The sequence below is a fragment of the Cryobacterium flavum genome (genome assembly GCF_900103805.1).
GTDB lineage: Bacteria > Actinomycetota > Actinomycetes > Actinomycetales > Microbacteriaceae > Cryobacterium > Cryobacterium flavum.
The window spans coordinates 238,007-263,383 of sequence record NZ_FNIB01000004.1; the positions used below are offsets into that span (position 1 = coordinate 238,007).

14 protein-coding genes and 1 tRNA gene are annotated in these 25,377 nt (G+C 64.2%); 10 read left to right on the forward strand and 5 right to left on the reverse strand.

All coding sequences use genetic code 11. The features are described from left to right. Positions 1-51: 51 nt before the first annotated feature. Positions 52-1,497, forward strand: coding sequence for a pyruvate kinase (pyk, locus tag BLS91_RS07380; protein ID WP_092340086.1), 1,446 nt, complete (start codon positions 52-54; stop codon positions 1,495-1,497). A 169-nt stretch (positions 1,498-1,666) separates the two neighbouring features. Here the strand turns inward: pyk and BLS91_RS07385 are convergent. After that, positions 1,667-1,752, reverse strand: a tRNA-Leu gene (locus tag BLS91_RS07385). A gap of 38 nt (positions 1,753-1,790) precedes the next feature. Between BLS91_RS07385 and BLS91_RS07390 the strand changes: the two genes are divergently transcribed. Together BLS91_RS07390 and BLS91_RS07395 are read left to right on the forward strand one after the other, a co-directional pair. After that, positions 1,791-2,396, forward strand: a complete 606-nt coding sequence (locus BLS91_RS07390; RefSeq protein WP_092340209.1) for an ANTAR domain-containing response regulator — start codon at positions 1,791-1,793, stop codon at positions 2,394-2,396. Positions 2,397-2,512: 116 nt separating this feature from the next. Further along, positions 2,513-6,019 carry a TM0106 family RecB-like putative nuclease gene (locus tag BLS91_RS07395; RefSeq protein ID WP_092340087.1) on the forward strand — a complete coding sequence of 1,169 codons (3,507 nt, stop codon included), beginning with the start codon at positions 2,513-2,515 and terminating at the stop codon, positions 6,017-6,019. Here BLS91_RS07395 and BLS91_RS07400 read toward each other — a convergent pair. Then, positions 6,016-6,441, reverse strand: a complete 426-nt coding sequence (locus BLS91_RS07400; protein WP_092340210.1) for a hotdog fold thioesterase — start codon at positions 6,439-6,441, stop codon at positions 6,016-6,018. The genes BLS91_RS07395 and BLS91_RS07400 overlap by 4 nt on opposite strands. Before the next feature lie 53 nt (positions 6,442-6,494). On the opposite strand from BLS91_RS07400, the gene polA reads away from it, so the two are divergent. From polA to uvrB, 6 genes are all read left to right on the forward strand, one after another. Then, on the forward strand, positions 6,495-9,167 hold the full coding sequence (polA, locus tag BLS91_RS07405) for a DNA polymerase I (RefSeq protein WP_092340088.1): 2,673 nt from the start codon (positions 6,495-6,497) through the stop codon (positions 9,165-9,167). A gap of 74 nt (positions 9,168-9,241) precedes the next feature. After that, positions 9,242-10,918 carry a DUF885 domain-containing protein gene (locus BLS91_RS07410; RefSeq protein WP_092340089.1) on the forward strand — a complete coding sequence of 559 codons (1,677 nt, stop codon included), beginning with the start codon at positions 9,242-9,244 and terminating at the stop codon, positions 10,916-10,918. Between the two features lie 206 nt (positions 10,919-11,124). Beyond that, a complete protein-coding gene (gene rpsA, locus BLS91_RS07415; RefSeq protein WP_092107815.1) occupies positions 11,125-12,579 on the forward strand; it encodes a 30S ribosomal protein S1 in 1,455 nt (484 codons plus the stop codon). A gap of 309 nt (positions 12,580-12,888) precedes the next feature. After that, a complete protein-coding gene (locus tag BLS91_RS07420; protein ID WP_092340090.1) occupies positions 12,889-15,186 on the forward strand; it encodes a response regulator in 2,298 nt (765 codons plus the stop codon). A 48-nt stretch (positions 15,187-15,234) separates the two neighbouring features. After that, complete coding sequence (coaE, locus tag BLS91_RS07425; RefSeq protein ID WP_092340091.1) at positions 15,235-15,900, forward strand: dephospho-CoA kinase; 666 nt, start codon at positions 15,235-15,237, stop codon at positions 15,898-15,900. Between the two features lie 29 nt (positions 15,901-15,929). Continuing rightward, positions 15,930-17,993 (forward strand): excinuclease ABC subunit UvrB, encoded by a 2,064-nt coding sequence (uvrB, locus tag BLS91_RS07430; protein WP_092340092.1) that lies wholly within the window; start codon positions 15,930-15,932, stop codon positions 17,991-17,993. Between the two features lie 107 nt (positions 17,994-18,100). On the opposite strand, the gene BLS91_RS07435 is transcribed toward uvrB, so the two are convergent. The 3 genes from BLS91_RS07435 to BLS91_RS07445 are packed head-to-tail and all read right to left on the reverse strand — an operon-like array spanning position 18,101 to position 22,292. Next, positions 18,101-20,944 (reverse strand): FtsX-like permease family protein, encoded by a 2,844-nt coding sequence (locus tag BLS91_RS07435; protein WP_092340093.1) that lies wholly within the window; start codon positions 20,942-20,944, stop codon positions 18,101-18,103. Continuing rightward, positions 20,941-21,687, reverse strand: a complete 747-nt coding sequence (locus BLS91_RS07440; protein WP_092340094.1) for an ABC transporter ATP-binding protein — start codon at positions 21,685-21,687, stop codon at positions 20,941-20,943. The genes BLS91_RS07435 and BLS91_RS07440 overlap by 4 nt, the downstream gene beginning before the upstream one ends. Continuing rightward, a complete protein-coding gene (locus BLS91_RS07445; protein WP_092340095.1) occupies positions 21,684-22,292 on the reverse strand; it encodes a PadR family transcriptional regulator in 609 nt (202 codons plus the stop codon). Before BLS91_RS07445 ends, BLS91_RS07440 begins: the two co-directional genes overlap by 4 nt. Before the next feature lie 205 nt (positions 22,293-22,497). Between BLS91_RS07445 and uvrA the strand changes: the two genes are divergently transcribed. Further along, on the forward strand, positions 22,498-25,365 hold the full coding sequence (gene uvrA / locus BLS91_RS07450) for an excinuclease ABC subunit UvrA (protein WP_092340096.1): 2,868 nt from the start codon (positions 22,498-22,500) through the stop codon (positions 25,363-25,365). The last annotated feature ends 12 nt before the right edge of the window (positions 25,366-25,377 follow it).

Consider the following 25,377-nt stretch of genomic DNA (forward strand, 5'->3'; position numbering starts at 1 on the left):
GCACCACGTCGTAATGCGCTCACAAAGCGCGGAAATCGGAGATTCACCAGAATGAGACGCGCAAAAATTGTCGCCACCCTCGGGCCGGCGGCTGCCAGCTACGAGCAGATCAGAGCGCTCATCGACGCGGGCGTTGACGTCTGCCGCATGAACCTGAGCCACGGCAACTACCAGGTGCACGAGAGCGTCTACGCCAACGTGCGTAAGGCTGCCAACGACTCCGGGCGTGCCGTCGCCGTCATGGTCGACCTGCAGGGCCCCAAGATTCGCCTCGGCAAGTTCGAGGGCGGCCCGTACGAGCTCGCCGTCGGTGACATTTTCAAGATCACCACCGAAGACGTGCTCGGCACCAAAGAGCTCTCCGGCACCACCTTCAAGGGTCTGCCGCACGACGTGCACCCCGGCGACTTTCTGCTCATCGACGATGGCAAGGTGAAGGTGCAGGTCGTCGAAACGGATGGCGTCGTCGTCACCACCCGCGTGATCGTCGCCGGCCCGGTCTCCAACAACAAGGGCATCAACCTGCCCGGCGTAGCAGTGAACGTGCCGGCCCTGTCGGAGAAGGACGAAGCCGACCTGCGCTGGGGCCTCCGTCTCGGAGCCGACCTCATCGCCCTTTCTTTTGTGCGCAGCGCCGATGACATCACCCGCGTGCACGAGATCATGGCCGAAGAGGGCCGCCGCGTTCCGGTGATCGCCAAGATCGAGAAGCCGCAGGCCGTCGACAACCTCGAAGAGATCGTCGACGCCTTCGACGCGATCATGGTCGCCCGCGGCGACCTCGGCGTCGAGCTTCCGCTCGAGGCCGTGCCGATCGTGCAGAAGCAGGCCGTGGAGATCGCTCGCCGCATGGCCAAGCCGGTCATCGTCGCCACGCAGATGCTCGAATCCATGATCCTGAGCCCGGTGCCCACCCGCGCCGAGACCAGCGACGTCGCCAACGCCGTGCTCGACGGTGCTGATGCCGTCATGCTCAGCGGTGAGACCAGCGTCGGAGAATACCCCGTTGTCACGGTGCAGACCATGGCCCGCATCGTGGAATCCACCGAGGTGCACGGCCTCGAGCGCATCGGCAAGCTGACCAACCGTCCGCGCACCCAGGGCGGTGCGATCACCCTCGCCGCCATCGAGGTGGCCGAGTTCGTCGATGCCAAGTTCCTCTGCATCTTCACCGAGTCCGGCGACTCGGCCCGCCGCATGTCCCGCCTGCGGTCGAAGATCCCGATGCTGGCCTTCACGCCGGAGCCGGGCATCCGTCGGCGTCTGGCCCTCACCTGGGGCGTTCAGACGTACCTGGTGGAGCCGGTGACCCACACCGACGCGATGTTCGGTCAGGTCGATGATATTCTCATCGGTCAGGGTCTCGCCGAAATCGGTGACAAGGTCGTCGTCATCTCCGGTTCCCCTCCCGGAATCGTCGGCTCGACGAACGACATTCGCGTGCACCGCGTGGGCGACGCCCACAACGAGGTCGCACCGGCGTACGTCAAGAAGTAGCGGTTAACACGAGAAGCCCCGCCCGTACGTTTCGGGCGGGGCTTCTTGTGTCTAGACAAACTGGCCGGTGTCATCTGCCCGCGCATCGACCTAATTCTGCACGAACGTGCAGGGCACGCTTCAACACAGCAAAAAACCCCCGCTGATCGGGCATTTTGCTGTGAGAATTTGGTACCGGTGGTGGGACTCGAACCCACACGTCCTTGCGAACAAAGCATTTTGAGTGCTCCGCGTCTGCCATTCCGCCACACCGGCTTACAACTACTCGTTCAGAATACCGTAGGCTTTTGGTCGTGACCGACCAAGACAGCACCCCCACCCCTCCGCGCCGCGTTGTCGTCGCTGAGGATGAATCCCTCATCCGCCTCGACATCGTCGAGATTCTGCGCGACAACGGCTTTGAAGTCGTCGGCGAAGCCGGTGACGGAGAAACAGCGGTCGCCTTGGCACGGGAGCTTCGCCCCGACCTGGTCATCATGGACGTCAAGATGCCCCAGCTCGACGGCATCAGCGCTGCTGAACGCTTGTCCAAAGAGCACATCGCACCGGTCGTGCTGCTGACCGCGTTCAGCCAGAAGGAACTGGTCGAGCGTGCCACCGAAGCCGGCGCACTGGCCTACGTCGTCAAGCCGTTCACCCCGAACGACCTGCTTCCCGCGATCGAGATCGCCCTCTCGCGCTACAGCCAGATCATCACCCTCGAAGCCGAGGTCGCCGACCTGGTCGAACGGTTCGAGACCCGCAAGCTCGTCGACCGGGCCAAGGGCCTGCTCAACGAGAAGATGGGCCTGACCGAGCCCGAAGCCTTCCGTTGGATCCAGAAGGCCTCGATGGATCGTCGACTCACCATGCACGACGTGTCGCAGGCGATTATCGAGCAGCTCAGCGTCAAGAAGTAGAAACGTCTCAGAGAACGGCGCGGCAGAACCTGCCGGGCCGTTTTTTGTACCCGGGCATCTGATCGGCTGGCGTGTCGGAGGTGTCCGATACGCTCGAACAGACGGAGGACGGGCGCATGTTCCTATTGGACGGCAGCGTGGTGACGAGCGCGAGTGACCTGAGCGCGGCATCCGTCTGCGAGTTTGCGTTTCTGCGCCGCATCGACGCGAAGCTCGGCCGCATCGACGCTGTGGTCGACCCGGTCGACGCGATGTTGGACCGCACCTCGCGGCTGGGCGACGAGCATGAGCACCGGGTGCTCGAGCGGTACCGGCTGGGCCAGTCTGTGGTCGAAATTTGCCGTCCAGAGCGGATGGCTCGCCCCGCTCTGGAGATTGCCGCCGACCAAACGCGGCTGGCTTTCGGCACGACCGCCGAGGTCATCTTTCAGGCCACGTTCTTCGATCCACACTTCGGCTCACCTACCGCAGACATCGCCTTTCTCGGATTCGCTGACTTCATCGTGCGCCAGGATGACGGCACCTGGCTGCTACAAGACACCAAACTGGCCCGGCACGCCCGAGTGACCGCGCTGCTGCAGCTCGCCGCCTACGCCGACCAGCTCGACCGCATTGGCGTACCAACGGCCGACTCTGTCGAACTGTTGCTCGGTGACGGGTCCGTGAGCGGGCATCCGCTCGCTGATATTCGCCCGGTGTACCGTAAACGCAGGCAGCGCCTGCTGCAGATCATCACGGAACGACTCACCGACACCCAGCCGGTAGCGTGGGGAGACCCGCGATACACGGTCTGCGGACGCTGCACCACCTGTGAGGCCGAGGTGCAGGCGCACCGCGATCCCTTGCTGGTCGCCGGGCTGCGCCTGTCGCAGCGGGCGCGGCTTGCGGCCGGCGGCATTGGCACAATCGACGATCTCGCGGCGTTTACCCAAGACATCGACGGCGTGTTGGACTCGACGCTCACCGCCCTGCGTACACAGGCGCGGCTACAGCTTCAGGCGGTCCCCGGTACAGCTCCGCCGGTCGATCTGTACAACCCAGGGGCGCTGTCAGTGCTGCCCGAACCGAACCCGGGCGACATCTTCTTCGACTTCGAGGGCGACCCGCTCTATTCAGAGGGAAACGCGACCGAAGGCGACGCCCCTGACGGCTCGACCACGCAGTGGGGCCTGGACTACCTGTTCGGCCTGGTGCAGACCGACGAATCCTTTCACGCTTTCTGGGCGCACACCTGGGCCGAGGAGAAGGTCGCGCTCACCGACTTTCTGGCCTACCTCGGGAGGCGTCGAGCCCAGTTTCCTGGCCTCCACGTGTACCACTACGCCGCCTACGAGCGCACCCACCTGCTCAGCCTCGCCGCCCGGCACAGCGTCGGCGAAGACCAGATCGACCGGCTGCTGCGCGAGAATGTGCTCGTCGATCTGTACCCGCTCGTGCGCAAAACCATGCGCGTCGGGTCGCGCTCGTACTCGATCAAAAAGCTCGAACCGCTCTACATGGGCGCGGAACTGCGCGGCGGCGAGGTCACCAACGCGGCGGACTCCATCACTGAATACGCCGCAGCCCGCGACCTGCACGCTCACGGCGACCAGGTCGAGGCGCAACGCATGCTCGCCTCCATCGCCGACTACAACCGCTACGACTGCGTCTCAACGCTGCGCTTGCGCGACTGGTTGCTCACGCTGGCGCGCGGACCGGGCATCCGCTCGGCCGGTGGCACGGCCGAAGCGGATGCCGTCCCGCTGGAGCCGTCACCGGTGCGCGACGCCCTGCTCGCCCGCGCTGCGCCAACGACACCGCACACCCCGCGCAGCATCGACCAGACCGCGGCCGCCTTTGCCGCCGCCGCAATGGACTACCACCGGCGAGAGCAGAAGAGCTTCTGGTGGGCGCACTATTTTCGGCTCGAGTACCCGATCGATGAATGGCAGGACACCCGCGACGTCCTCGTCGTCGAAGGCGTCGACGTAGAGCGCGACTGGTTCCGAGAAGGTATGCAGCGCGTCGACCGTCGCCACCTCTGGTTGCGCGGTCGCCTGGCACCGGGCAGCAGCATTAAACCGGGCGACCAGGCTGGCCCGTACCTGCTCTACGAATACCCCGGACCGTTCGTCAACCCCGACAGTTCGGACGGCGCACGCGCCCACCGCACCGTCAAAGTGCTGGACGTCAGCGATGACGGCATCCTGATTGAAGAGACACTGCTCAAGGACACGGCTCGCTATAGCGACCGGCCGAGTGCCCTGGCACCGGCCGCACCGCCACGGCCCCTGCAGCAGAAACCCGCTATCGACGAGTGGGCCAAAGCTATCGTCGATGCCCAGCCCGGCTGGCCGCGCGACTCGATGGTCGATATTCTGCGTCGCACCCCGCCGCGCACCGAAAGCGGGCACCTGGCACTCGCCCGGGCCGGCGGCAGCACCATCGATGCCGTCATCGCGACCCTGCTCGACCTGGATCACTCCTACCTAGCGATCCAGGGGCCACCCGGCACCGGCAAGACCTACCTCGGCGCACACGTCATCACCGCACTTGTGCAGCGGCACGGCTGGAAGATCGGCGTTGTCGCCCAGTCCCACGCGGTGGTGGAGAACCTGCTCGACGCCGTCGTCAGTGCCGGGCTCGAGCCGGCTCTCGTCGGCAAAGTCGCCAAGACCGGCGCCGATGCGGCGGAACCCGCCTACACCGTGCTGCCGAAAGACGGGCAACTTCTGTTCGCACTGGATCACACCGCGACGGGATTCGTCGTCGGCGGCACCGCGTGGGACTTCAGCAATCCGGCCCGCGTGCCACGACACAGCCTTGATCTACTCGTCGTCGACGAGGCCGGCCAATTCTCGCTCGCCTCCACCATCGCGGCCAGTGTCGGCGCCCGCAGTCTGTTGCTGCTCGGCGACCCGCAGCAATTGCCGCAGGTCAGCCAAGGCCTGCATCCCGAGCCGATCGACCAGTCTGCCCTGGGCTGGGTCGCCGCCGGCCACGACGTGCTTCCCGCCGACCGGGGCTACTTTCTCGCCGAGAGCCGCCGCATGCACCCGGCGGTCACCGAGCCCGTCTCCCGACTGTCCTACGGCGGCCTGCTGCACGCCGATCCGACTACGTCGACCCGCTTTCTTGTAGGCATTCGGCCCGGTGTGCACGCCGTGCCGGTCGTGCACACCGGCAATTCCATTTCATCAGCCGAAGAAGTGGAGGCCGTCGTGGCACTCGTGCGCGGCGTACTCGGCCGGCTGTGGACAGACCCGACCATGGATCGGGTCGATGACCCCCTGACCGAAGCCGACGTGATCGTCGTGACGCCGTACAACGCCCAGTTGGCTCTCGTACGTGAGGCACTGGCGGCTGCCGGCTACTCCACGGTGAGGGTGGGAACGGTCGACAAGTTCCAGGGTCAGGAGGCCGTCATTGCGATTGTCACCCTCGCGGCCAGTTCGGCCGATGACGTACCGCGCGGCCTGGGATTTCTCATTTTGAAGAACCGGCTGAACGTTGCCATTTCGCGCGCGAAATGGGCCGCCTACCTGGTCTATTCGCCGGCGCTCACCGACTACCTGCCCGTAACACCAACCGGCGTCGCCGAGCTCAGCGCGTTCATCAGTCTGGTCGAGCCCGACGCGGGCTAACCCTGCGGCGGAAGGTCCTTGATGATGTTCGTGATGCGAATCGTCGAGCAGCGCCGGCCGGCATCGTCGGTGACGACGATTTCGTGGGTGGTGAGGGTGCGGCCCAGATGAATCGGGGTGCACACCCCGGTGACGTACCCTGACGTCGCTGAACGGTTGTGTGAGGCGTTGATCTCAATTCCCACGGCGAGCTTTCCCGGTCCGGCGTGCAGATTTGCTGCCATCGACCCGAGGGACTCGCCGAGCACGACGTAGGCGCCGCCGTGCATAAGCATGGCCGGCTGCGTGTTTCCGGCCACCGGCATCCGCGCCACGGCCCGGTCTATGGTGAACTCGGTGAACTCCAGCCCCATCTTGTCGGCCAGATCTCCGCCGCCGCGCTGCTGAACCCAGGCGAGTGCATCGTCAGTTGTATTGAACATGATCACCTTTGGTCGGGGGAGCCCGCGCGGGAAGACGCTTGTAGGCTAGGGGAGTGTTGGACTCCGAAAAGCCTACCCTGATGATCATCGACGGCCATTCCCTGGCATTCCGGGCGTTCTTCGCCCTGCCGGTGGATAGCTTCCAGACCCACGCCGGTCAGCATACGAACGCCATCCACGGCTTTCTGTCGATGCTGCTCAGCCTGCTGCGCAACGAGAAGCCGACCCACCTCGCGGTCGCGTTCGACATCTCCCGCGCCTCCTTTCGTACCAGGGAATACCCCGAGTACAAGGGCACGCGCAATGCGACCCCGCCGGAATTCCTTGGGCAGATCCCGCTGTTGCAGGAAGCCCTCGCCGCGATGAACATCACCACCATCACCAAGGAAGACTTCGAGGCCGACGATATTCTCGCCACCCTCTCGGTCGAAGGCACCGCCGCCGGCTACAACGTGCTCGTCGTCTCCGGCGACCGGGATGCCATTCAGCTGGTCAACGAGACCGTCACCCTCCTCTATCCAGCCAGCCAAGGCGTGTCAGCCCTCACGCGCTACGACCCGGCTCGGGTGCGCGAACGCTATGGCATCGAACCCGAGCAATACCCCGATGTGGCCGCTCTCGTCGGCGAAACCAGCGACAATCTGATCGGCATCAGTAAGGTCGGCGAGAAAACCGCGGTGAAGTGGCTTGGCCTGTACGGCAGCCTCGACGGCATCCTGGAACACGCCGAGGAGATCAAGGGCGTCGTCGGCAACAACCTGCGTGAGCAGAAAGAGAACGCGATTCGCAACCGCCGACTCAACCGCCTGGTCACCGACCTGGACCTTCCGATGGCCGTTGCCGCGCTGGAACGCGGCGCCATGGACACCGACGCGGTGCGGGACATCTTCACCCGCCTCGAATTCAAGTCCCTCCTCGACCGGGTACTCAAGCTCGCCGGGGAAGACCCGGCCGTTGAAGCAACCGTTGCTGTCGTCGACGAGGTGCCCGCCGTTCAGGCCCCCATCGCGCAGGACCTCCTCGACGAAGAGCTGCAGTCGTGGCTCGACCGTGCCACCGTGGCCCACCCGGCGGGCCTCGGTCTCACCGTTGAGGTGCAGGACGGTAAGGCCATCGGCTTCGGCCTTGCCAGCCCGACCGAGACCGTCAACCTGCCGTGGCAGCCGGGCCGCAAGGATTATGCCCCTCTCGAAGCGTGGCTTGCCAGTGCGGCTCCGAAGGTCATGAACGACGCCAAACACCAGATGAAGGCGCTGCGCCGCAGCGGTCTGCCCTTCAACGGTCTGGCCTTCGATGCCCTGGTCGGCGCCTGGCTCATTCGCCCAGGCGGCCCCGATAAGACCCTGGCCGACCTCGTGTCGCGCTACCTCGACGAAACGTTGCCCGTCGCCGACCCCAATCAGCTCGTTCCCGACGAGGCCCAACAGGCCGGTGCCCCTGCCCAGGCGTGGTTTACCCTCCGTGTCTTCGCCGCCGTCGAGAAGGCCCTCGACCCCGGTTCGCTGAAACTGCTGATCGATATCGAACTGCCCACCCTGCTCGCCCTCGCCGACATGGAGCTCGCCGGCGTCAGCGTCTCGCATGAGCAACTCGCCGAGCTGTCCGCAGAGCTGGGTGCCAGCACGGCGAGCCTCGCCGCCGCCGCCTACGCCGAGATCGGCCGGGAGGTCAACCTCGGGTCGCCCAAGCAGCTGCAGGACGTGCTGTTCGAGCAGCTGGAGATGCCCAAGACACGCGCGAACAAGACCGGGTATTCAACGGATGCCGGCGCCCTCGCGGATCTGCAGGCCAGCAACCCGCATCCGTTCCTCGATCTGCTGCTCAAGCACCGCGACGCCACCAAACTGCGCCAGATCGTGGAAACCCTCGACAAAGCTATCGACACGACCGGCCGCATCCACACGACCTACGTGCAGATCGGCACCACCACCGGCCGGATCTCGTCGAACGACCCGAACCTGCAGAACATTCCGGTGCGCACCGAAGAGGGTCGACGCATCCGCGCCGCCTTCCAGGCCGGCCAAGGCAGCGAGAGCCTGCTGACCGCCGACTACTCGCAAATCGAAATGCGCATCATGGCGCATCTCTCCGAAGATGCCGGGCTGATCGAAGCCTTCAACGCTGGCGAAGACCTGCACCGGTTCGTGGGTTCCCGAATCTTCGGCGTGGACCCCGCCGACGTGTCCGCCGAAATGCGCAGCAAGGTCAAGGCCATGAGCTACGGGCTCGCCTACGGGCTCAGCGCCTTCGGCCTGTCCAAGCAGCTTCGCATCGACACCAAAGAGGCCAAGCAGCTCATGACCGACTACTTCGAGCGGTTCGGCGCGGTGCGCGACTACCTTCGCAACGTGGTCGAGCAGGCCAAGGTCGACGGTTACACCGAGACCATCTTCGGGCGTCGCCGCCCGTTCCCCGACCTGGCCAGCCCCAAACGGGTACTGCGCGACAACGCTGAACGAGCGGCGCTCAACGCTCCGATCCAGGGTTCCGCGGCCGACATCATGAAGATCGCCATGAACGGTATCGCCGCTGACCTGACGGATGCGTCAATGGACTCCCGGATGCTGTTGCAGGTTCACGACGAGTTGATCTTCGACGTCGCCCCGGGCGAATGGGATTCCCTGAGCCAGGTGGTCACCCACAACATGGAATCTGCCGCAGATCTGCTCGTTCCGCTGACGGTTCAGGTCGGCCGTGGACCCAACTGGGACGCCGCCGCCCACTAAATCACTGCGGTGTGACCGGCCAGTTTCCCCAATTGGGGGGTTCGCGGCGAGCAGTCGTGTTCTAGGCTCGACGCATGACACATGACACTCTGCGCACTCCCACGGCCATCGACCAGATCGCTGAAGAGTGGGTGGACACCCTCGTCGACCTTGACCCAACGGTGGGTACCTACATCGGCCGTACCGAGGGTGATGGCCGCTACGGCGATTACTCCCCGGCGGGCCATGAACGCTTCGTCGCCGAGGCAAAGAAGACAATCGCCCAACTGGATGCCGCCCGCCCGGTTGACAGCATCGACGAGGTTACCAAGACCGACCTGCGGAGCGAGTTGTCGCTGGGCGTCGAGAGTTCAGACGCGCAGCTGCAACTGCGCGACCTCAACGTGATCGCCTCGCCGGCCCAGGAGATTCGCGACATCTTCGACCTCATGCCCACCAAGACCGTCGACGACTGGGCCAATATCTCAAGCAGGTTGGGCAACCTTCCGGCCGCCATCGACGGGTACATCGAGACGCTCCGGCTCGGCATCGAGCGTGGGGTGACCCCGGCACGCCGCCAGGTACGGGAGGTGCTCGCCCAAGCCCAGCGCCATGCCGCCAATGACGGTTTCTTCGCCGAATTCTCAGCGAACGCGTCGCTCGATAGCGGCACCCTGCCCGCTTCCCTCGCCAAAGACCTCGGCCTCGGCGCTCGCCGCTCGGCCACCGCCTACGACAAACTGGCAACCTTCTTCCGCGACGAACTCGACAGTAAGGCAACCGACGACGACGCGATCGGCCGCGAGCTATACACCCTCGCCTCCCGCCGTTTTCTCGGCGCCACGATCGACCTCGACGAAACCTACGAGTGGGGCATCGAAGAACTCGCCCGCATGGTCGACGAGCAAGAGAAGGTCGCCGGTGAGATCAAACCCGGCGCGAGCGTACTCGAAGCCATCGCCTACCTCGACACCGACCCGAGCCGCAAACTGCACGGCACCCAGGCCCTGCAAGAGTGGATGCAGCGCACCAGCGACAAGGCCGTCGCGGACCTCGCCGAGACCCAGTTCGACATCCCCGACGAAATCAAGACCATCGAGTGCATGATCGCCCCCACCCAGGAAGGCGGCATCTACTACACCGGACCCACCGACGACTTCTCCCGGCCCGGACGAATGTGGTGGTCGGTGCCCGTCGGTGTGACGGAATTCGACACCTGGCGCGAGCTCACCACGGTGTACCACGAGGGTGTCCCCGGTCACCACCTGCAGATCGGCCAGGCCGTCTATAACCGGGCCAAGCTCAACACCTGGCGTCGGCAGCTCGCCGGCACCAGCGGCCACGCCGAGGGCTGGGCCCTCTACGCGGAACGCCTCATGGAACAGCTCGGTTACCTCGACGACCCGGCCGACCGTCTCGGCATGCTCGACGGCCAGCGGATGCGCGCCGCTCGCGTCGTGCTCGACATCGGTGTGCACCTGGGCAAGACCCGGCCCGACGGTTCCGGCCCGTGGACCGCGGACTACGCCTTCGAATTTCTCGGTCAGAACGTCAATATGAACGAGAGCTTCGTCAAATTCGAGGTCAACCGCTACCTCGGCTGGCCGGGCCAGGCGCCGTCCTACAAAGTCGGACAGCGCATCTGGGAGCAACTCCGCGATGCCGCGAAAGCGCGCCAAGGTGATGCCTTCTCGATCAAGGAATTCCACCGCACTGCCCTGGATTTGGGCGGCGTGGGTCTCGACACCCTGCGGTCGGCCTTGCTGAAGTAGGGCATCCGCTGGAGTAGTCAGGCGAGAAGTCTGGTCAAGTTGCCTGCGGGGGAGTCTGGTAGCTAGGATAGAGTGTCACATTTGTGGCGCCCTATCCGCTGCCATGCGCGGAGCGTTCCCCGGGTTTTTGTACCGCGGAACAACTAAAACACCTGAACGAATTTTTGCGTGTGGCCCGATTATGTCCATCCTGGAGCAACTACTACATGACAATCGCAACGACCGAACGGGCACCCAAGCAGGTCGCCATCAACGACATTGGATCTGCTGAGGACTTTCTTGCCGCGGTCGAAAAGACTCTGAAATTCTTCAACGACGGAGACCTCATCGAGGGCACCGTCGTGAAGATCGACCGCGACGAGGTTCTCCTCGACGTTGGGTACAAGACCGAGGGTGTCATTCCCTCCCGCGAACTTTCCATCAAGCACGACGTTGACCCCTCCGAGGTCGTCAAGGTCGGCGACCTGGTCGAGGCCCTCGTTCTTCAGAAGGAAGACAAAGAAGGCCGCCTCATCCTGTCCAAGAAGCGCGCTCAGTACGAGCGTGCATGGGGCGACGTTGAGAAGATCAAGGAGTCCGACGGTGTTGTCACCGGTTCGGTCATCGAGGTCGTCAAGGGTGGACTCATCGTCGACATCGGCCTGCGCGGCTTCCTTCCGGCATCGCTCATCGAACTTCGTCGCGTTCGCGACCTGACCCCGTACCTGGGCCAGGAAATCGAAGCGAAGATCCTCGAGCTCGACAAGAACCGCAACAACGTTGTGCTGTCGCGTCGCGCCCTGCTCGAGCAGACGCAAAGCGAAAGTCGCACCACGTTCCTCAACAACCTCCAGAAGGGACAGGTCCGCAAGGGCGTTGTCTCCTCAATCGTCAACTTCGGTGCGTTCGTCGACCTCGGCGGCGTTGATGGTCTGGTCCACGTTTCCGAGCTCAGCTGGAAGCACATTGAGCACGCCAGCGAGGTCGTCGAAGTTGGCCAGGAAGTCACCGTCGAGATCCTCGAAGTTGACCTCGACCGCGAGCGTGTCTCCCTGTCGCTCAAGGCAACGCAGGAAGACCCGTGGCAGGTATTCGCCCGCACCCACGCCATCGGCCAGGTTGCACCGGGTAAGGTCACCAAGCTCGTTCCGTTCGGCGCGTTCGTTCGCGTTGCCGAGGGCATCGAGGGACTCGTGCACATCAGCGAGCTGTCCGGCAAGCACGTTGAGCTCGCCGAGCAGGTTGTCTCGGTCGGCGACGAGGTCTTCGTCAAGGTCATCGACATCGACCTCGAGCGTCGCCGCATCTCGCTCAGCCTCAAGCAGGCCAACGATGGCGTCGACCCCGACGGCACCGAGTTCGACCCGGCGCTCTACGGAATGCTCACCGAGTACGACGATAAGGGCCAGTACAAGTACCCCGAAGGCTTCGACTCCGAGACCAACGAGTGGCGCGAAGGCTTTGACGAGCAGCGCGAAAAGTGGGAGCAGGACTACGCTGCAGCCCAGGCTCGCTGGGAAGCCCACAAGAAGCAGGTTTCGACCGCGAACGACGAAATCGCTGCCCCCAGCGACGTCGCACCGGCCGGCTCTGCCTTCTCGAGCGAGTCGGCTGGCGCCGGCACGCTCGCCGACGACGAAGCACTCGCGGCCCTCCGCGAGAAGCTCTCCGGCGGCAACTAGCAGCACAGCTTCACAGTTGCGCAGTAAACGGCGCAGGGCGGGCCGCATCCTTCGGGGTGCGGTCCGTTTTTTCGTACGACGTTCGCAAGCGGATGGCGGTCTCGCGACCGCGCGCAATATCCGATGGTAATTGGTCAGGATCACGACTCACGGAACTCTTCGTGCTATACCTGATAGTGAGGAAACGTCCTCTTTTTTGTCGGCATCACGACAGTAACAAAATTGTCGAACGGATGTGGATTTCCCTAGTTACAACCTGTTTCTGGTGGGAACGTGCACGACAGCTTCACAGTCCCATCGGAGAGCCCCATGAACACCTTTCACCCTGCAGACAGCGCTGACAACAGGGGCGAAGACGATTTTCAAACCCCTGTGGCACCGTCGGGAAGTCAGAGCTTCACCGACGGTTCTGGTGCATCGTTGTCGGTTGAAGTGCTCAACGAAAGGTTACGTGACCAGCAGTTTTACACTCGATCGCTGATCGAATCAAACATTGATGCGCTCATGACCACCGATACCAAGGGCGTCATCACCGACGTCAATCACCAGATGGTGGCCCTGACCGGGCGCACCCGGGACGAACTCATCGGTGCTCCGTGCCGCAACTTCTTCACCAATCCGACGCGCGCCGACACCGCCATCGCCCGAGTGTTGAAGGAGGACCGGATCACTGATTACGAGCTGACGGTGCGATCCTTTGACGGCACGGAAACCGTCGTCTCGTACAACGCGGCCACTCTGCGGGATCGTGAGCGCAGAGTCCAGGGCGTTTTCGCGGCAGCCAGAGACGTGACCGAGAGCAAAAAGTTCGAGCGCGCCCTCCTCGAGAAGAATTTCGCCATGGAGCAGGCGAATGTTGCTCGGGCCGAGTATCTGACTCGCGCCAAGGTCGAGGTGCTGACACCGCTGCAGGCGATCGTTTCTTCGGCCAAGGCGCTGAGCAGTGGGGTTGACGGTACGTTGAACGAGGTGCAGCAACGCAGAGTCGACGGCATCTGCGCTGACACCGCCCACCTGCTGTCCTTGCTCAAAGAACTCATCAGCATGTCCACGGTTGAAACCGGCAACGTCGACTTCTACTATGAACTCGTCGCCGTGCACGGCCTGCTGGTCGCCAGCGCCGCGTTGGTCGATCAGAGCGGAGACCCCGCAGTTTCGGTCGCTGTCAACGGTACTGAGCAGGTGGGGGACTTTCCGCTCGACACCGACACCACCGGACAGATTCTGGCGGTCCTGCTGGGCAATGCCGTTATTGCCAGCAAGGGCGAGGACGTATCCGTGCAGGCGCGGATTGTGCCGCGCAGTTCCGTCGGCTTCCTCGACGGACATCGCCCACACTGGTCGTCACCTTTACCAGAGTTCGGTTTTGCGGAGTTTCTGGAAATTCGAGTGACGGACTCCGGGGTCGGAATCTCCGAGGCGGATCTGCCTGCCTTGTTCCTTCCCCTGCGACACGGGGAATTCGACGCCGCGTGGAAGTCAAGCGGCAACGGCGTAGGCCTGGCCATGGTGAAATTGCTGGCCGAGCTGCAAGAGGGCAGGGTCGGTGTGGAGGGATCTCTGAACGAAGGCGCAACCTTCGGCGTCTGGTTGCCGCGCCATGATCTGTCCGCAGCGACGGCCCAACCGTCACTGACCGCGGAAAGCAATACTGAGCGAGCAGAGATCCGCGCGGAGAACTCCGATGCATCATTCGAACCAGAACGGGCAGAGTCCGACGCCGGCCGCGAGCCCGAGAACGACAATGGCGACGCGCTGCTTCAACACGCCACGCAGGATCTGATCGCGGCGGCCAATGCTGACTCGAATGTCGACCGTCAGGGTTTCTCGCAGACAGTCGCGGGTTCGACTGTCCCGAGCGGAAGCCCGACGGCTTTGGTGGTTGAGGACGACGCCAAATCCGCCAAGCTCGTTCGGTTGCTCCTGGAAGCAGAAGGCTTCCAGGTGATTGCAGCGGCAAGCGGCGAGGAAGCGCTCGATCTCGCACAGGGAGTGCCGCTAAGCCTGATCACCCTCGACGTGCAGCTGCCGGGAATGGACGGCTGGAAGTTTCTACTGAAGCTCCACGATTCTCCGGAACTGGCCTCCATCCCCGTCGTGGTCATTGCCGGATTGGCCGACATGAGTATGGCATTAAGTCGCGGTGCCGCGGCTGTGCTCGAAAAGCCGCTGCAGCGGGTCGAATTGCAGAACTCGCTCACCCTGCTTGGGTTACGCCCTGACCGGGCACATACACGGTGCATCCTCATTGTCGATGAAGACCGCCAAACCGTCGACCAGGTCACTTCGTATTTGGAAGAGCCGGCCTACCGCGTCGAATCCTCGTCGTCGGGCGAGGCCGCCATCTCTGATGCGCTCAAGTTGACGCCCGACCTGATTCTGATCAATCTCATGATGGAGCACCTCGGCGGGTTCAAGATTGTGCGGGCGCTGCAGGACCATGCCAGTACTCAGTACATTCCGGTGCTGGTCCTGTCGGCGGGAAAGATCACCGACGATGAACAGGACACGATCGACAGCGACCCGGCCCAGCCCGTCGTGACAATGAACAAACCCGACTTCAATCGGGACGCGCTCCTGGCAGAGATCAAACGGGCTCTCGACTGAGTGGATGCTCCCTGTGCCGTCCGCGGGCGAAACAGATAGTCTGACGGGATGTATCTGATTGGGCTGACCGGCGGAATCGCCTCGGGCAAGAGCACCGTAGCACAGCGTCTCAGTGAGCTGGGCGCCGTCGGGATCGACGCCGACCGTCTCGCCCGCGAAGTTGTTGAACGCGGCACCCCGGCACTGGCGGCGATTGCTGAAGAGTTCGGCTCCGACCTGTTGCTGCCCGACGGCAGCCTGAACCGGCGGGCGCTTGGCGCCATCATCTTTACCGACCCGGTGCGGCGAGAACGGCTGAATGCCATCACGCATCCGGCGGTGCGACAGCTCACCCGCGACCGGGTGGCCGAAGCCGCTGCGGCTGACCCGCACGCCATCGTCGTCTACGACGTTCCGCTGCTGGCCGAAGCCAAGGCCGGCGGCCTGGTCACGTTTGACGTGATCGTCGTCGTGCACGCGGATGCTGCCACCAGAATCCAGCGCATGGTGGACCTGCGCGGCCTGACCCGCGAGGACGCGACCCATCGCATCTCGGCGCAGGCCAGTGACGCAGAACGTCTGGCTCTGGCCGACGTCGTGATCGACAACACGGGTGGCCTCGACGCGACACTGATTCAGGTTGACGCGCTCTGGGAGGGCGTGCTCACTGCCGAGGCCGACAAGAGTGCGGCGAGCGCCGGCATTCGCTCGCAGGGGTCGAGCGCGCAAAGCTGAGTGTCAGACCCCCTTTGTAGAATGGAAGCATGGAACCCACGCGCTCTGTGAATCCGTTTGAAGTGGTCAGTGAGTACACGCCGAGCGGCGACCAGCCGGCGGCGATCGCCGACCTGGCTGCCCGAATCAATGCCGGCGAAACCGACATCGTGCTGCTTGGTGCTACCGGTACCGGTAAGTCCGCCACGACGGCCTGGCTGATCGAGCAGGTGCAACGCCCGACGCTCGTTCTGGCCCACAACAAGACCCTCGCGGCGCAGCTGGTCAATGAGTTCCGCGACCTCATGCCCAACAACGCGGTCGAGTACTTCGTTTCGTATTACGACTACTATCAGCCCGAGGCCTACGTTCCGCAGACCGACACTTTTATCGAGAAGGACTCTTCGATCAACGAGGAAGTCGAACGATTGCGGCATTCCACCACCAACTCGTTGCTGAGCCGCCGGGACGTGATCGTGGTGTCGACGGTGTCGTGCATCTACGGTCTCGGTACGCCGCAGGGCTATCTCGATGCCATGATCGCCCTGCAGGTCGGTCAGAAGGTCAGCCGCGACTGGTTGGTGCGCAAATTTGTGGCCATGCAGTACAAGCGCAACGATGTCGATTTCTCGCGGGGCAATTTCCGGGTGCGCGGCGACACCATCGAGATCATCCCGATGTACGAAGAGCTCGCTATTCGCATCGAGATGTTCGGCGACGAGATCGAAGGCCTGTACAGCCTGCATCCGCTCACCGGCGATATCGTCAAGAAGCTCGACTCGGTCTCGGTGTTTCCTGGCTCGCACTACGTTGCGAGCGATGACGTTATGCGTCGGGCGATCGGTACCATCGAGATCGAACTGGCCGAACGCCTCGAAGTGCTCGAACGTGAAGGCAAGCTGCTCGAAGCCCAGCGACTGCGTATGCGCACCACCTTCGACCTCGAGATGATGGAGCAGATCGGATTCTGCTCCGGCATTGAGAACTACTCCCGCCACATCGATGCGCGCGAACCGGGGGAGGCCCCGCACTGCCTGCTGGACTATTTTCCCGACGACTTTCTCATGGTCATCGACGAGTCGCACGTGACCGTGCCGCAGATCGGTGCCATGTATGAGGGCGACTCCTCGCGCAAGCGCACCCTGGTCGACCACGGCTTTCGCCTGCCGAGCGCGCTCGATAACCGTCCGCTCAAGTTCAACGAGTTCAAGAATCGGGTCGGCCAGACGGTGTACCTGTCGGCGACGCCCGGCAAGTACGAGATGGGCATTGCGGATGGCATTGTCGAGCAGATCATCCGCCCGACCGGCCTGATCGACCCGCAGATCATCGTGAAGCCGAGCAAGGGCCAGATCGACGACCTGCTCGAAGAGATCAAGAAGCGCACCGAACGCAACGAGCGGGTGCTGGTCACAACGCTCACCAAGAAGATGGCCGAGAACCTTACCGACTTTCTCACTGAGGCCGGCGTGCGGGTACGTTACCTGCACTCCGATGTCGACACCTTGCGCCGGGTCGAGTTGCTCACCGAACTGCGCGCCGGCATTTACGACGTACTCGTCGGCATCAACCTGCTGCGTGAGGGCCTCGACCTGCCCGAGGTGTCGCTCGTCGCCATTCTCGACGCCGACAAGGAGGGTTTCCTGCGCTCGGCGACGTCCCTTATTCAGACGATCGGGCGTGCCGCCCGTAACGTGTCCGGCGAGGTGCACATGTACGCCGACCGGCTCACCGCCTCGATGGAGAAGGCGATCGACGAGACCGACCGTCGGCGAGAGAAGCAGGTTGCGTACAACACCCTGCACGGCATCGACCCGACCCCGCTGCGCAAACGCATTGGCGACATCACCGAAGCGCTCGCTCGCGAGGAGGCCGACACCGCCGAGCTCCTGGCCGGCCGCGATGCCCGGCGCAAGACGTCGACGCCCAACCGTCGGGTCGGCCTAGCCGCCAACGGTGCCAACGATCTGGAGTCGATCATCGCCGACCTTAACAGACAGATGCTCGAGGCCGCCGGAGAGCTCAAGTTCGAGCTCGCCGCCCGTCTGCGCGATGAGCTCTCTGAACTCAAGCGCGAACTCCGCCAGATGGAGAAGGCCGGCCACCTGCAGTAGCCGCCGGTCGCACACCCCTCGTGGCACGTGTTTGGGAAGCTGGCACTGGTTCAAACACGTGCCAACGTCTCAAGCGAGTGCCACGAGAGCGGATGCCGCCGGCCGGGTCAGTCGAACGCGGCCCGGTTGCTGAAGCGGGTGCGGTTACTGCCGGCCGTGAGTGCACCGCCGACCGCCACGAGCGCCGGGAGCGCCACCACGATCAGGGCAAGTTGCAGCCACGGGGGAGTGAACGGCAGCAGCGAGAGCCCCGCCGTGTCCCGGGTCAGCGACAGCGCGAGTGTCGGCACCAAACCGAGCAGCACCCCAATGACGCTGCCGAGGCCCACGATCACCACGGCCTGCCAGAACCCGAAGGCCTGGCGCACCCGCGGTGATGCCCCAAGGGAGGTGAGCACGGCATTGTCTCGGTGCCCATCGGCGCGGGCGAGTCCGATGGTGATCGACGCCGTGACCAGGGCGATGATCGCCGTCAAGGCGAGCAGGGCCCAGGTCCAGGTCGCTCCATACGCCTCCGGGCCCGTCTCCGTTTGCAGGTTGAACCCCGGCGAAATGGCGGCGAGTGCACCTTGGGCATGGTCATCTTCTGCCTGGGTCGGGCTCGCGCCGATGCTGCTGACGACCATTGACGGCCGGTAGTTCAGGTTTGACGCGTCGGCCGTGGACGTCAGCATGAAAACGGCGTAAGGCAGCGGATTCTCGGGCTCCTGCACGCTCCCGGCCAGTGACACGCTGCGAGCTGGCTCCAGAACGGAGTTGAGCTCCGTGACCCAGTCGATACGGATTTCTCCGTCAACGACGTACTGCTCATAGGTAGCGACACCTCCACCAGCGGTGAGCGTTGCTCGGGACTCCGCCGACACGGGTCCGCCAAGAATCGCGGCGAAGTCCGCCAGATCGCCCACCCAGATGTGGTCGTTGATACTCGAGTTCATCATCGTGTCGAGAAAGTACGGAGTAGGGCAGCGGATGTCGGTAGGCGTGTCCTCATGACTGGCATCCATTCGAGTTGCATCACTCGGGCACACCGTGTCGGCGTCGATCCGTGGGTAGGCGAAGGTGGACGCATCCGCGGTTGTCCCGTCGGCAGCCGCGTCGCCGAAGCCCATCGGCGGGTCCTCTGTACTTCTTAGCAGTCTGGCCTGAGCGCTCGGAAAACTGCTCTCAACGGCGGCAACGACGTCGGGCCCCGTGGTTTGCAACACTCGGCCGTAGGGCGGCTCATTCTGTGTAGTCATGAGACTCACCGATGCTGTGTTCAGCGGGGCGCTGTAGGTGTAGCCACTGGTCGAATTCACCTGCATCGTTGAAATGAGACTCATCGCAAAGGTCGCCACGAAGACGCAGCTCATGATGGCCGCGAGTGCCGGTACGCTCCGCCCGGGGTTTCGCGCCACATCGCGGGTCGCAAGCCGTGCGCCTGGTCCGAACCGGGATGCCACGCGGGCAGCCCACCGCAGAATCAGGGGAGCGATGAAGACCGCCCCGATCTGCATGATCACAGGGCCGGCGACAATGAGGGCGATCCCGAAGTTGGCCAGTGCTATCTGGTAAACGGGTGCGTAGGCGGCGAGCTCGACCACTCCGCCGGTGACGGCGATGACCGCACCGAGGGCCAGTAGAACGAGTCCAGCAACCGGGCGGCGGCGCGTGACCCGCGGCGGGCGCTGGGCACCACGCAGGGCGGCCAAAACGTCGATCCGGCCGGCAGCCCGGGCCGGAACCGCGGCAGCGCACCAGCCGGCGAGCACAGCGAAGACCGCGATGACGAGCAGCGACACCAGATCGAGGTGAAACCCCGGATACCGGGCCGCGCTGCCGTTCGCCGAAATCTGCATGAAGATCCAGGCGCCGGCGAGGCCGAGTACGGTTCCCAGTGCCGCTCCGAGGGCGCCGAGGATGACGCCGCCGAAGGACATGACGCGAAACAGCATCCGCTTGTCGCCGCCGACGCTCGCGAGGGTCGCGAGAGTGCGCTGCTGGGTGCGGGCGCCGACGGTAAAGGCGGCGCCCGCGAGCAGGGCCACCTCGAACAGGGCGAATCCGCCGAGCAGGGCGATGAACAAGTTCATGGAGGTGTTCGAGGTATCGCCATAGCTATAGCTGTAGCTGCCCACCGGCGGCGGGTCGAGCAGAACGGTGCGCGACAGCACGGTGGCACCGCGCGGGTTGAGCTCGCCGATCTGGCTCCAGGTGAGCGGGGTGTCGGGCAAGTACCACTCAGTTAGCAGGTCGTCATCGTCGGGCATTACGCCGTCGAAGACTGCGGGCATGCCGTAGAACGATACCGCAGCGTCGTCGAGACTCGCGGTGTGAATCGTGCCAACAATGGTGAATGATTCGGCGATAGGCGCCGTGATCACGGCCTTCGACCCGATCTTTGCTCCGAGCCGTTCGAGGGCGGCAGCGGTCACCATGATCTCGTCGTCAGCGGTCGGTCGTGTTCCCGCCGTCACATCCCATTTTCCGACGAAGGACGGGTCCCACGGCTGTCCCTGCACGGCCGGAAACGACCCGAGCCCGTCTTTCGTCTCCACCACGACGGCGGTCGATCGAATGGAGAGCAAACGGGTGTCGGCGGTAAACAGCGAAGCAACCGTGACGGGCTGCGGCTCGATGGACTGCGCGGCATCGGCACGCGCCGCCTCGTCGCGGTAGCCCCAGTGCCCGTCGTTCAGCGGGTCTTGGGTGAATTTCGCGTCCGGCGCTGCGACGATTCTGACCCGCGCCTCGGTCGACCCGAGCTCGAGCTTGACACGTTCGGCGGGGGTCGCGACATTGCTCGCGGTTACCGTGGTGATTCCGACCATCCCGAGCACCGGAATCGCGACGAGCAGAGCGATCAACGCGCTGCGACCGCGTGATTGCCCGGCCATACGGCGAGCAATCCGAAACGCAATGAGCGTTCCACCCGAGCGTTTGCCCGCAAGCGACCCCCCGTCACCACTCATGCCTGTAGTCCGGCCAACAGGCTCGATACAGCGGATGCCCGCGACTCGTCCACGATGCGCCCGTCGCGTAGAAAGACGATCCGGTCCGCCCACGCCGCGTGGCGGGCATCGTGGGTGACCAGAATGCCGCCGGCACCGGCACCGGCGTCGACTCGGGAGCGCAGCATCCGCAAGACGAGTTCACCGGTCGTGCTGTCGAGGGCGCCGGTGGGCTCATCGGCGAGAATCAACGACCGACCGCCGACGACCGCGCGGGCAATGGCGACGCGCTGCTGCTGGCCACCGGACAGGTCAGAGGGAAAATGCCCGGCCCGGTCACCGAGCTCGACGATAGTGAGGGCGTCGAGGGCCGGGCGGTGCGCCTTCTTCGAAGTCCAGCCGTCGAGTTCGAGCGGCAGGCTCACGTTTTCGAGCGCGGTCAACGAGGGAATCAGGTTGAAGTCCTGAAAGACGAAGCCGAGGCTGCGGCGACGCAGCGTCGCGAGCTCGCGGGCCGAGAGCTGGCTGAGCCAGTGCCCTTCCACGACGACCTCGCCCGACGTCGGAGGGGTGAGTCCGCCGGCCACGGTGAGCAGCGTCGACTTTCCCGAACCGGATGCCCCCATCACCGCCACAAGCTCGCCGCGGCTCACCGACAGGTCGACGCCAGCCAGGGCCGTGATCGCGGTCTCGCCCCGGCCGTACTGCATCGAGACACCGTCGAGCTGCAGCAGAATGTCGCTGTCAGCGGCGTGGCCGGTCATGCGTTGGCCTGCACCGTCTTGGCCGGTCGTCCGCGCTTGGGAACGTCTGTGTTGAGCGGCAGGGGATCGGCGAGACCGGCGGCTCGCGCCCGGGTGAGCCGGCTTTCGGAGTGATCGAGCCAGCGCACCTCGGCCTCGGCCGCGAAGATGAGAGAATCGATCACGAGCAGCCAGGCCAGCTGCTCCGACGATTCCGGGTCAGCGGTAGCGTTCTTGGTGCGCGTCAGTTCCTGCAGGGTGCGCATTGTCGCGGTGCGCTGCACCTGAATCACCTGGGCAATATCCACGCCGGGCAGCGTGACCGCAATCGCAAGCTTGATCGCGAGCTCGTCGCGGGTCGCCATGGTGCGCACCACGGGGGAGCCGAGCCACTCGGCGACCTCCGCGCGGCCGGCATCCGTTATCTCAACGTAGTTCTGACCATCGGCGTCAATGTCGGCCTTCTGCACCAGGCCGTCCCGCTCGAGCCGGTCGAGGGTGTTGTAGATCTGGCCGACGTTCAGCGGCCAGGTCGACCCGGTCCGACGGTCGAACTCGGCCCGCAACTGGTAGCCGTAGCACGGCCCCTGGTTCAGGATGGCGAGAAGACTCTGGCGAACGGACATACGACCTCCGATAATTCGACGCTGCTAATAATTACCGAGTATATACATACCCGGCAATCCGACGTAAGAAATCGTTGCGGGTGTCGCCGAAGTCACGACTCTGTGCAACGGCCTCGCGGCGGCACAACACATGCCATGAGCGCAATCCGCAGGTGAAAGGCGTCGCCGGTACAAGACTGTCAGCGGCGTTGCATAGACTCGATGTGTGTCGATTACCAAGGTAGAAACAGGTCCGAAACTCAGTGTGCGCGGAGCCCGCGTGCACAATCTCCACAACGTGGATCTGGAGATTCCACGCGACTCGCTCGTGGTCTTCACCGGACTGTCGGGGTCGGGAAAGTCGTCGCTCGCCTTCGACACCATCTTCGCCGAGGGCCAGCGCCGCTACGTCGAGTCACTCTCGGCCTACGCCCGGCAGTTCCTCGGCCAGGTCGACCGGCCCGACGTCGACTTCATCGAGGGCCTGAGCCCGGCCGTGTCGATCGACCAGAAATCCACCAACCGTAACCCGCGGTCCACGGTCGGTACCATCACCGAAATCTATGATTACATGCGCCTGCTCTGGGCCCGCATTGGCGTGCCCCACTGCGCCATCTGCGGCGAGATCATCCAGTCTCAGACCGTGCAGCAGATCGCCGACCAGCTCATGGAACTGAAGGCTGGCATTCGCTACCAGGTGGTCAGCCCGGTCGTCTCGCAGAAGAAGGGCGAGTTCGTCGACCTGTTCCAGGAACTGGCTGGCGGCGGCTACTCCCGCGCGATTGTCGATGGCACTCAGATTCAGCTGAGCGAACCGCCGATTCTCAAGAAGCAACAGAAGCACGATATCGCGGTCATCGTCGACCGGCTCGTCGCCGGCCCTGAGCTGCTTTCCCGCCTCACCGACTCGCTTGAAACAGCCCTCAAACTCACCGACGGGCTCGTGCAGATCAATTTTCTCGACGAAGAGGGCGACAAGGCCTGGCAGAACTACTCCGAGAAGCTGTCCTGCCCGAATAACCACCCGGTTCAGCTCACCGAAATTGAACCGCGCACCTTCTCCTTCAACGCGCCGTTCGGCGCCTGCCCGGAGTGTTCAGGGCTCGGAACCCGCATGTCCGTCGATGAAGACCTGTTGCTCGGTGACCCCGATCTGAGCATCGCCGAGGGTGTCGTGCTGCCCTGGACCACCCAGGGCAAGGGCCTGTTCCAGTACTACGAGAAGCTGCTCGACGGCCTCGCCCGCGACCTCGACTTCTCGCTGGACACGCCCTGGGGTGAGCTCACCACCGAGGTACAGAACGCCGTCATGCGCGGCGACAACTTTGAGGTGCGGGTCAAGTGGAAAAACCGCTACGGCCGGGAGATGAGCTACACCTCCGGGTTCGAGGGTGTTGTGCCCTACATTGAACGCCAGTACCTGCAGGCCGACAGCGACACCCAGCGTCAGCGCTGGTCCGAATACCTGCGTGAGGTCGACTGCCACGTCTGCAACGGCACCAGGCTCAAGCCCGAGGTGCTCGCCGTGCTCGTTCACGAAGCGAGCATCGCGGATGTCTGTGCACTCAGTTTGGCCGACGCTCGCGCGTTCATGGACAAGCTCACCCTCACCGACCGGGAGGCCGCCATCGCCGCCCAGGTGCTGCGCGAGATTCGGGCACGCCTCGACTTTCTGATTCGGGTGGGCCTGAACTACCTCAACCTGTCCCGGGCCGCGGCGACCCTCTCGGGCGGTGAGGCGCAGCGCATCCGCTTGGCGACGCAGATCGGCTCAGGGCTCACCGGCGTGCTCTACGTGCTCGATGAACCCAGCATCGGCCTGCACCAGCGCGACAACCGGCGCCTGATCGAGACCCTCGTGACCCTGCGCGACCTCGGCAACACGCTCATCGTGGTCGAGCACGACGAAGACACCATTAAGACCGCCGACTGGATCGTTGACATCGGCCCTGGCGCCGGCGTTAATGGCGGGCACGTCGTGCACTCCGGCTCCTACGAAGGCCTGCTCGCCAACACCAAGTCCCTTACCGGCGACTACCTGGCCGGGCGCAAGTCCATCGCCATCCCGAAAACCCGACGCCCGATCGACCCTGAGCGCCTGATCGGCGTCACCGGCGCCGAGGCCAACAATCTGCAGAAAGTGTCGGTGACCTTCCCGCTCGGCACCTTCACCGCGGTCACCGGGGTGAGTGGCTCCGGCAAATCTTCGCTCGTCAATGACATCCTCTACCGGGTGCTCGCCAACCGGCTCAACGGCGCCCGCAAGCTGCCGGGCAAGCACACCAGGGTCACAGGCCTCGAGCAGCTCGACAAGGTCATCCACGTCGACCAGGCGCCCATCGGCCGCACGCCACGCTCCAACCCAGCCACCTACACCGGTGTGTTCGACAAGATCCGCACCCTGTTCTCGGAAACCATCGAATCGAAGACCCGCGGTTACCTCCCCGGCCGGTTCAGCTTCAACGTCAAGGGCGGGCGCTGCGAAGCCTGCTCGGGGGACGGCACCATCAAGATCGAGATGAACTTTCTGCCCGACGTTTACGTCGCGTGCGAGGTGTGCGGGGGAGACCGTTACAACCGCGACACCCTCACCGTGCACTACAAGGGCAAGAACATCGCGGAGGTACTCGATATGCCGATCAGCGAGGCGGCCGACTTCTTCGAACCGATCTCGTCGATCCATCGCTTCCTCAAGACCCTGGTGGAGGTCGGACTCGGCTACGTACGCCTCGGTCAGAGCGCCACCACCCTGTCCGGCGGCGAAGCTCAGCGGGTGAAGCTCGCGACCGAGCTGCAGCGGCGTTCCAACGGCCGCAGCGTCTACGTGCTCGATGAGCCCACCACCGGGCTGCACTTCGAAGACGTGCGCAAACTGCTGCTCGTGCTCAACAGCCTCGTCGACAAGGGCAACACCGTCATTGTCATCGAACACAACCTCGACGTCATCAAGTCTGCCGACTGGGTCATCGACCTCGGCCCGGAGGGCGGTTCCGGCGGCGGTAAGGTACTCGCCATCGGTACGCCGGAGCACCTCGCCACGGTCAAGACGAGCTTCACCGGTTCCTTCCTGAAGGAGGTCCTGGCTGCCGGCTAGGCGGCCTCACGG

Coding starts and splice junctions, on each gene's coding strand:
- pyk (WP_092340086.1), top strand. CDS start 52: ATGAGACGCGCAAAAATTGTCGCCACCCTCGGGCCGGCGGCTGCCAGC.
- BLS91_RS07395 (WP_092340087.1), top strand. CDS start 2,513: ATGTTCCTATTGGACGGCAGCGTGGTGACGAGCGCGAGTGACCTGAGC.
- BLS91_RS07400 (WP_092340210.1), bottom strand. CDS start 6,441: ATGTTCAATACAACTGACGATGCACTCGCCTGGGTTCAGCAGCGCGGC.
- BLS91_RS07410 (WP_092340089.1), top strand. CDS start 9,242: ATGACACATGACACTCTGCGCACTCCCACGGCCATCGACCAGATCGCT.
- rpsA (WP_092107815.1), top strand. CDS start 11,125: ATGACAATCGCAACGACCGAACGGGCACCCAAGCAGGTCGCCATCAAC.
- BLS91_RS07420 (WP_092340090.1), top strand. CDS start 12,889: ATGAACACCTTTCACCCTGCAGACAGCGCTGACAACAGGGGCGAAGAC.
- coaE (WP_092340091.1), top strand. CDS start 15,235: ATGTATCTGATTGGGCTGACCGGCGGAATCGCCTCGGGCAAGAGCACC.
- uvrB (WP_092340092.1), top strand. CDS start 15,930: ATGGAACCCACGCGCTCTGTGAATCCGTTTGAAGTGGTCAGTGAGTAC.
- BLS91_RS07435 (WP_092340093.1), bottom strand. CDS start 20,944: ATGAGTGGTGACGGGGGGTCGCTTGCGGGCAAACGCTCGGGTGGAACG.
- BLS91_RS07440 (WP_092340094.1), bottom strand. CDS start 21,687: ATGACCGGCCACGCCGCTGACAGCGACATTCTGCTGCAGCTCGACGGT.
- BLS91_RS07445 (WP_092340095.1), bottom strand. CDS start 22,292: ATGTCCGTTCGCCAGAGTCTTCTCGCCATCCTGAACCAGGGGCCGTGC.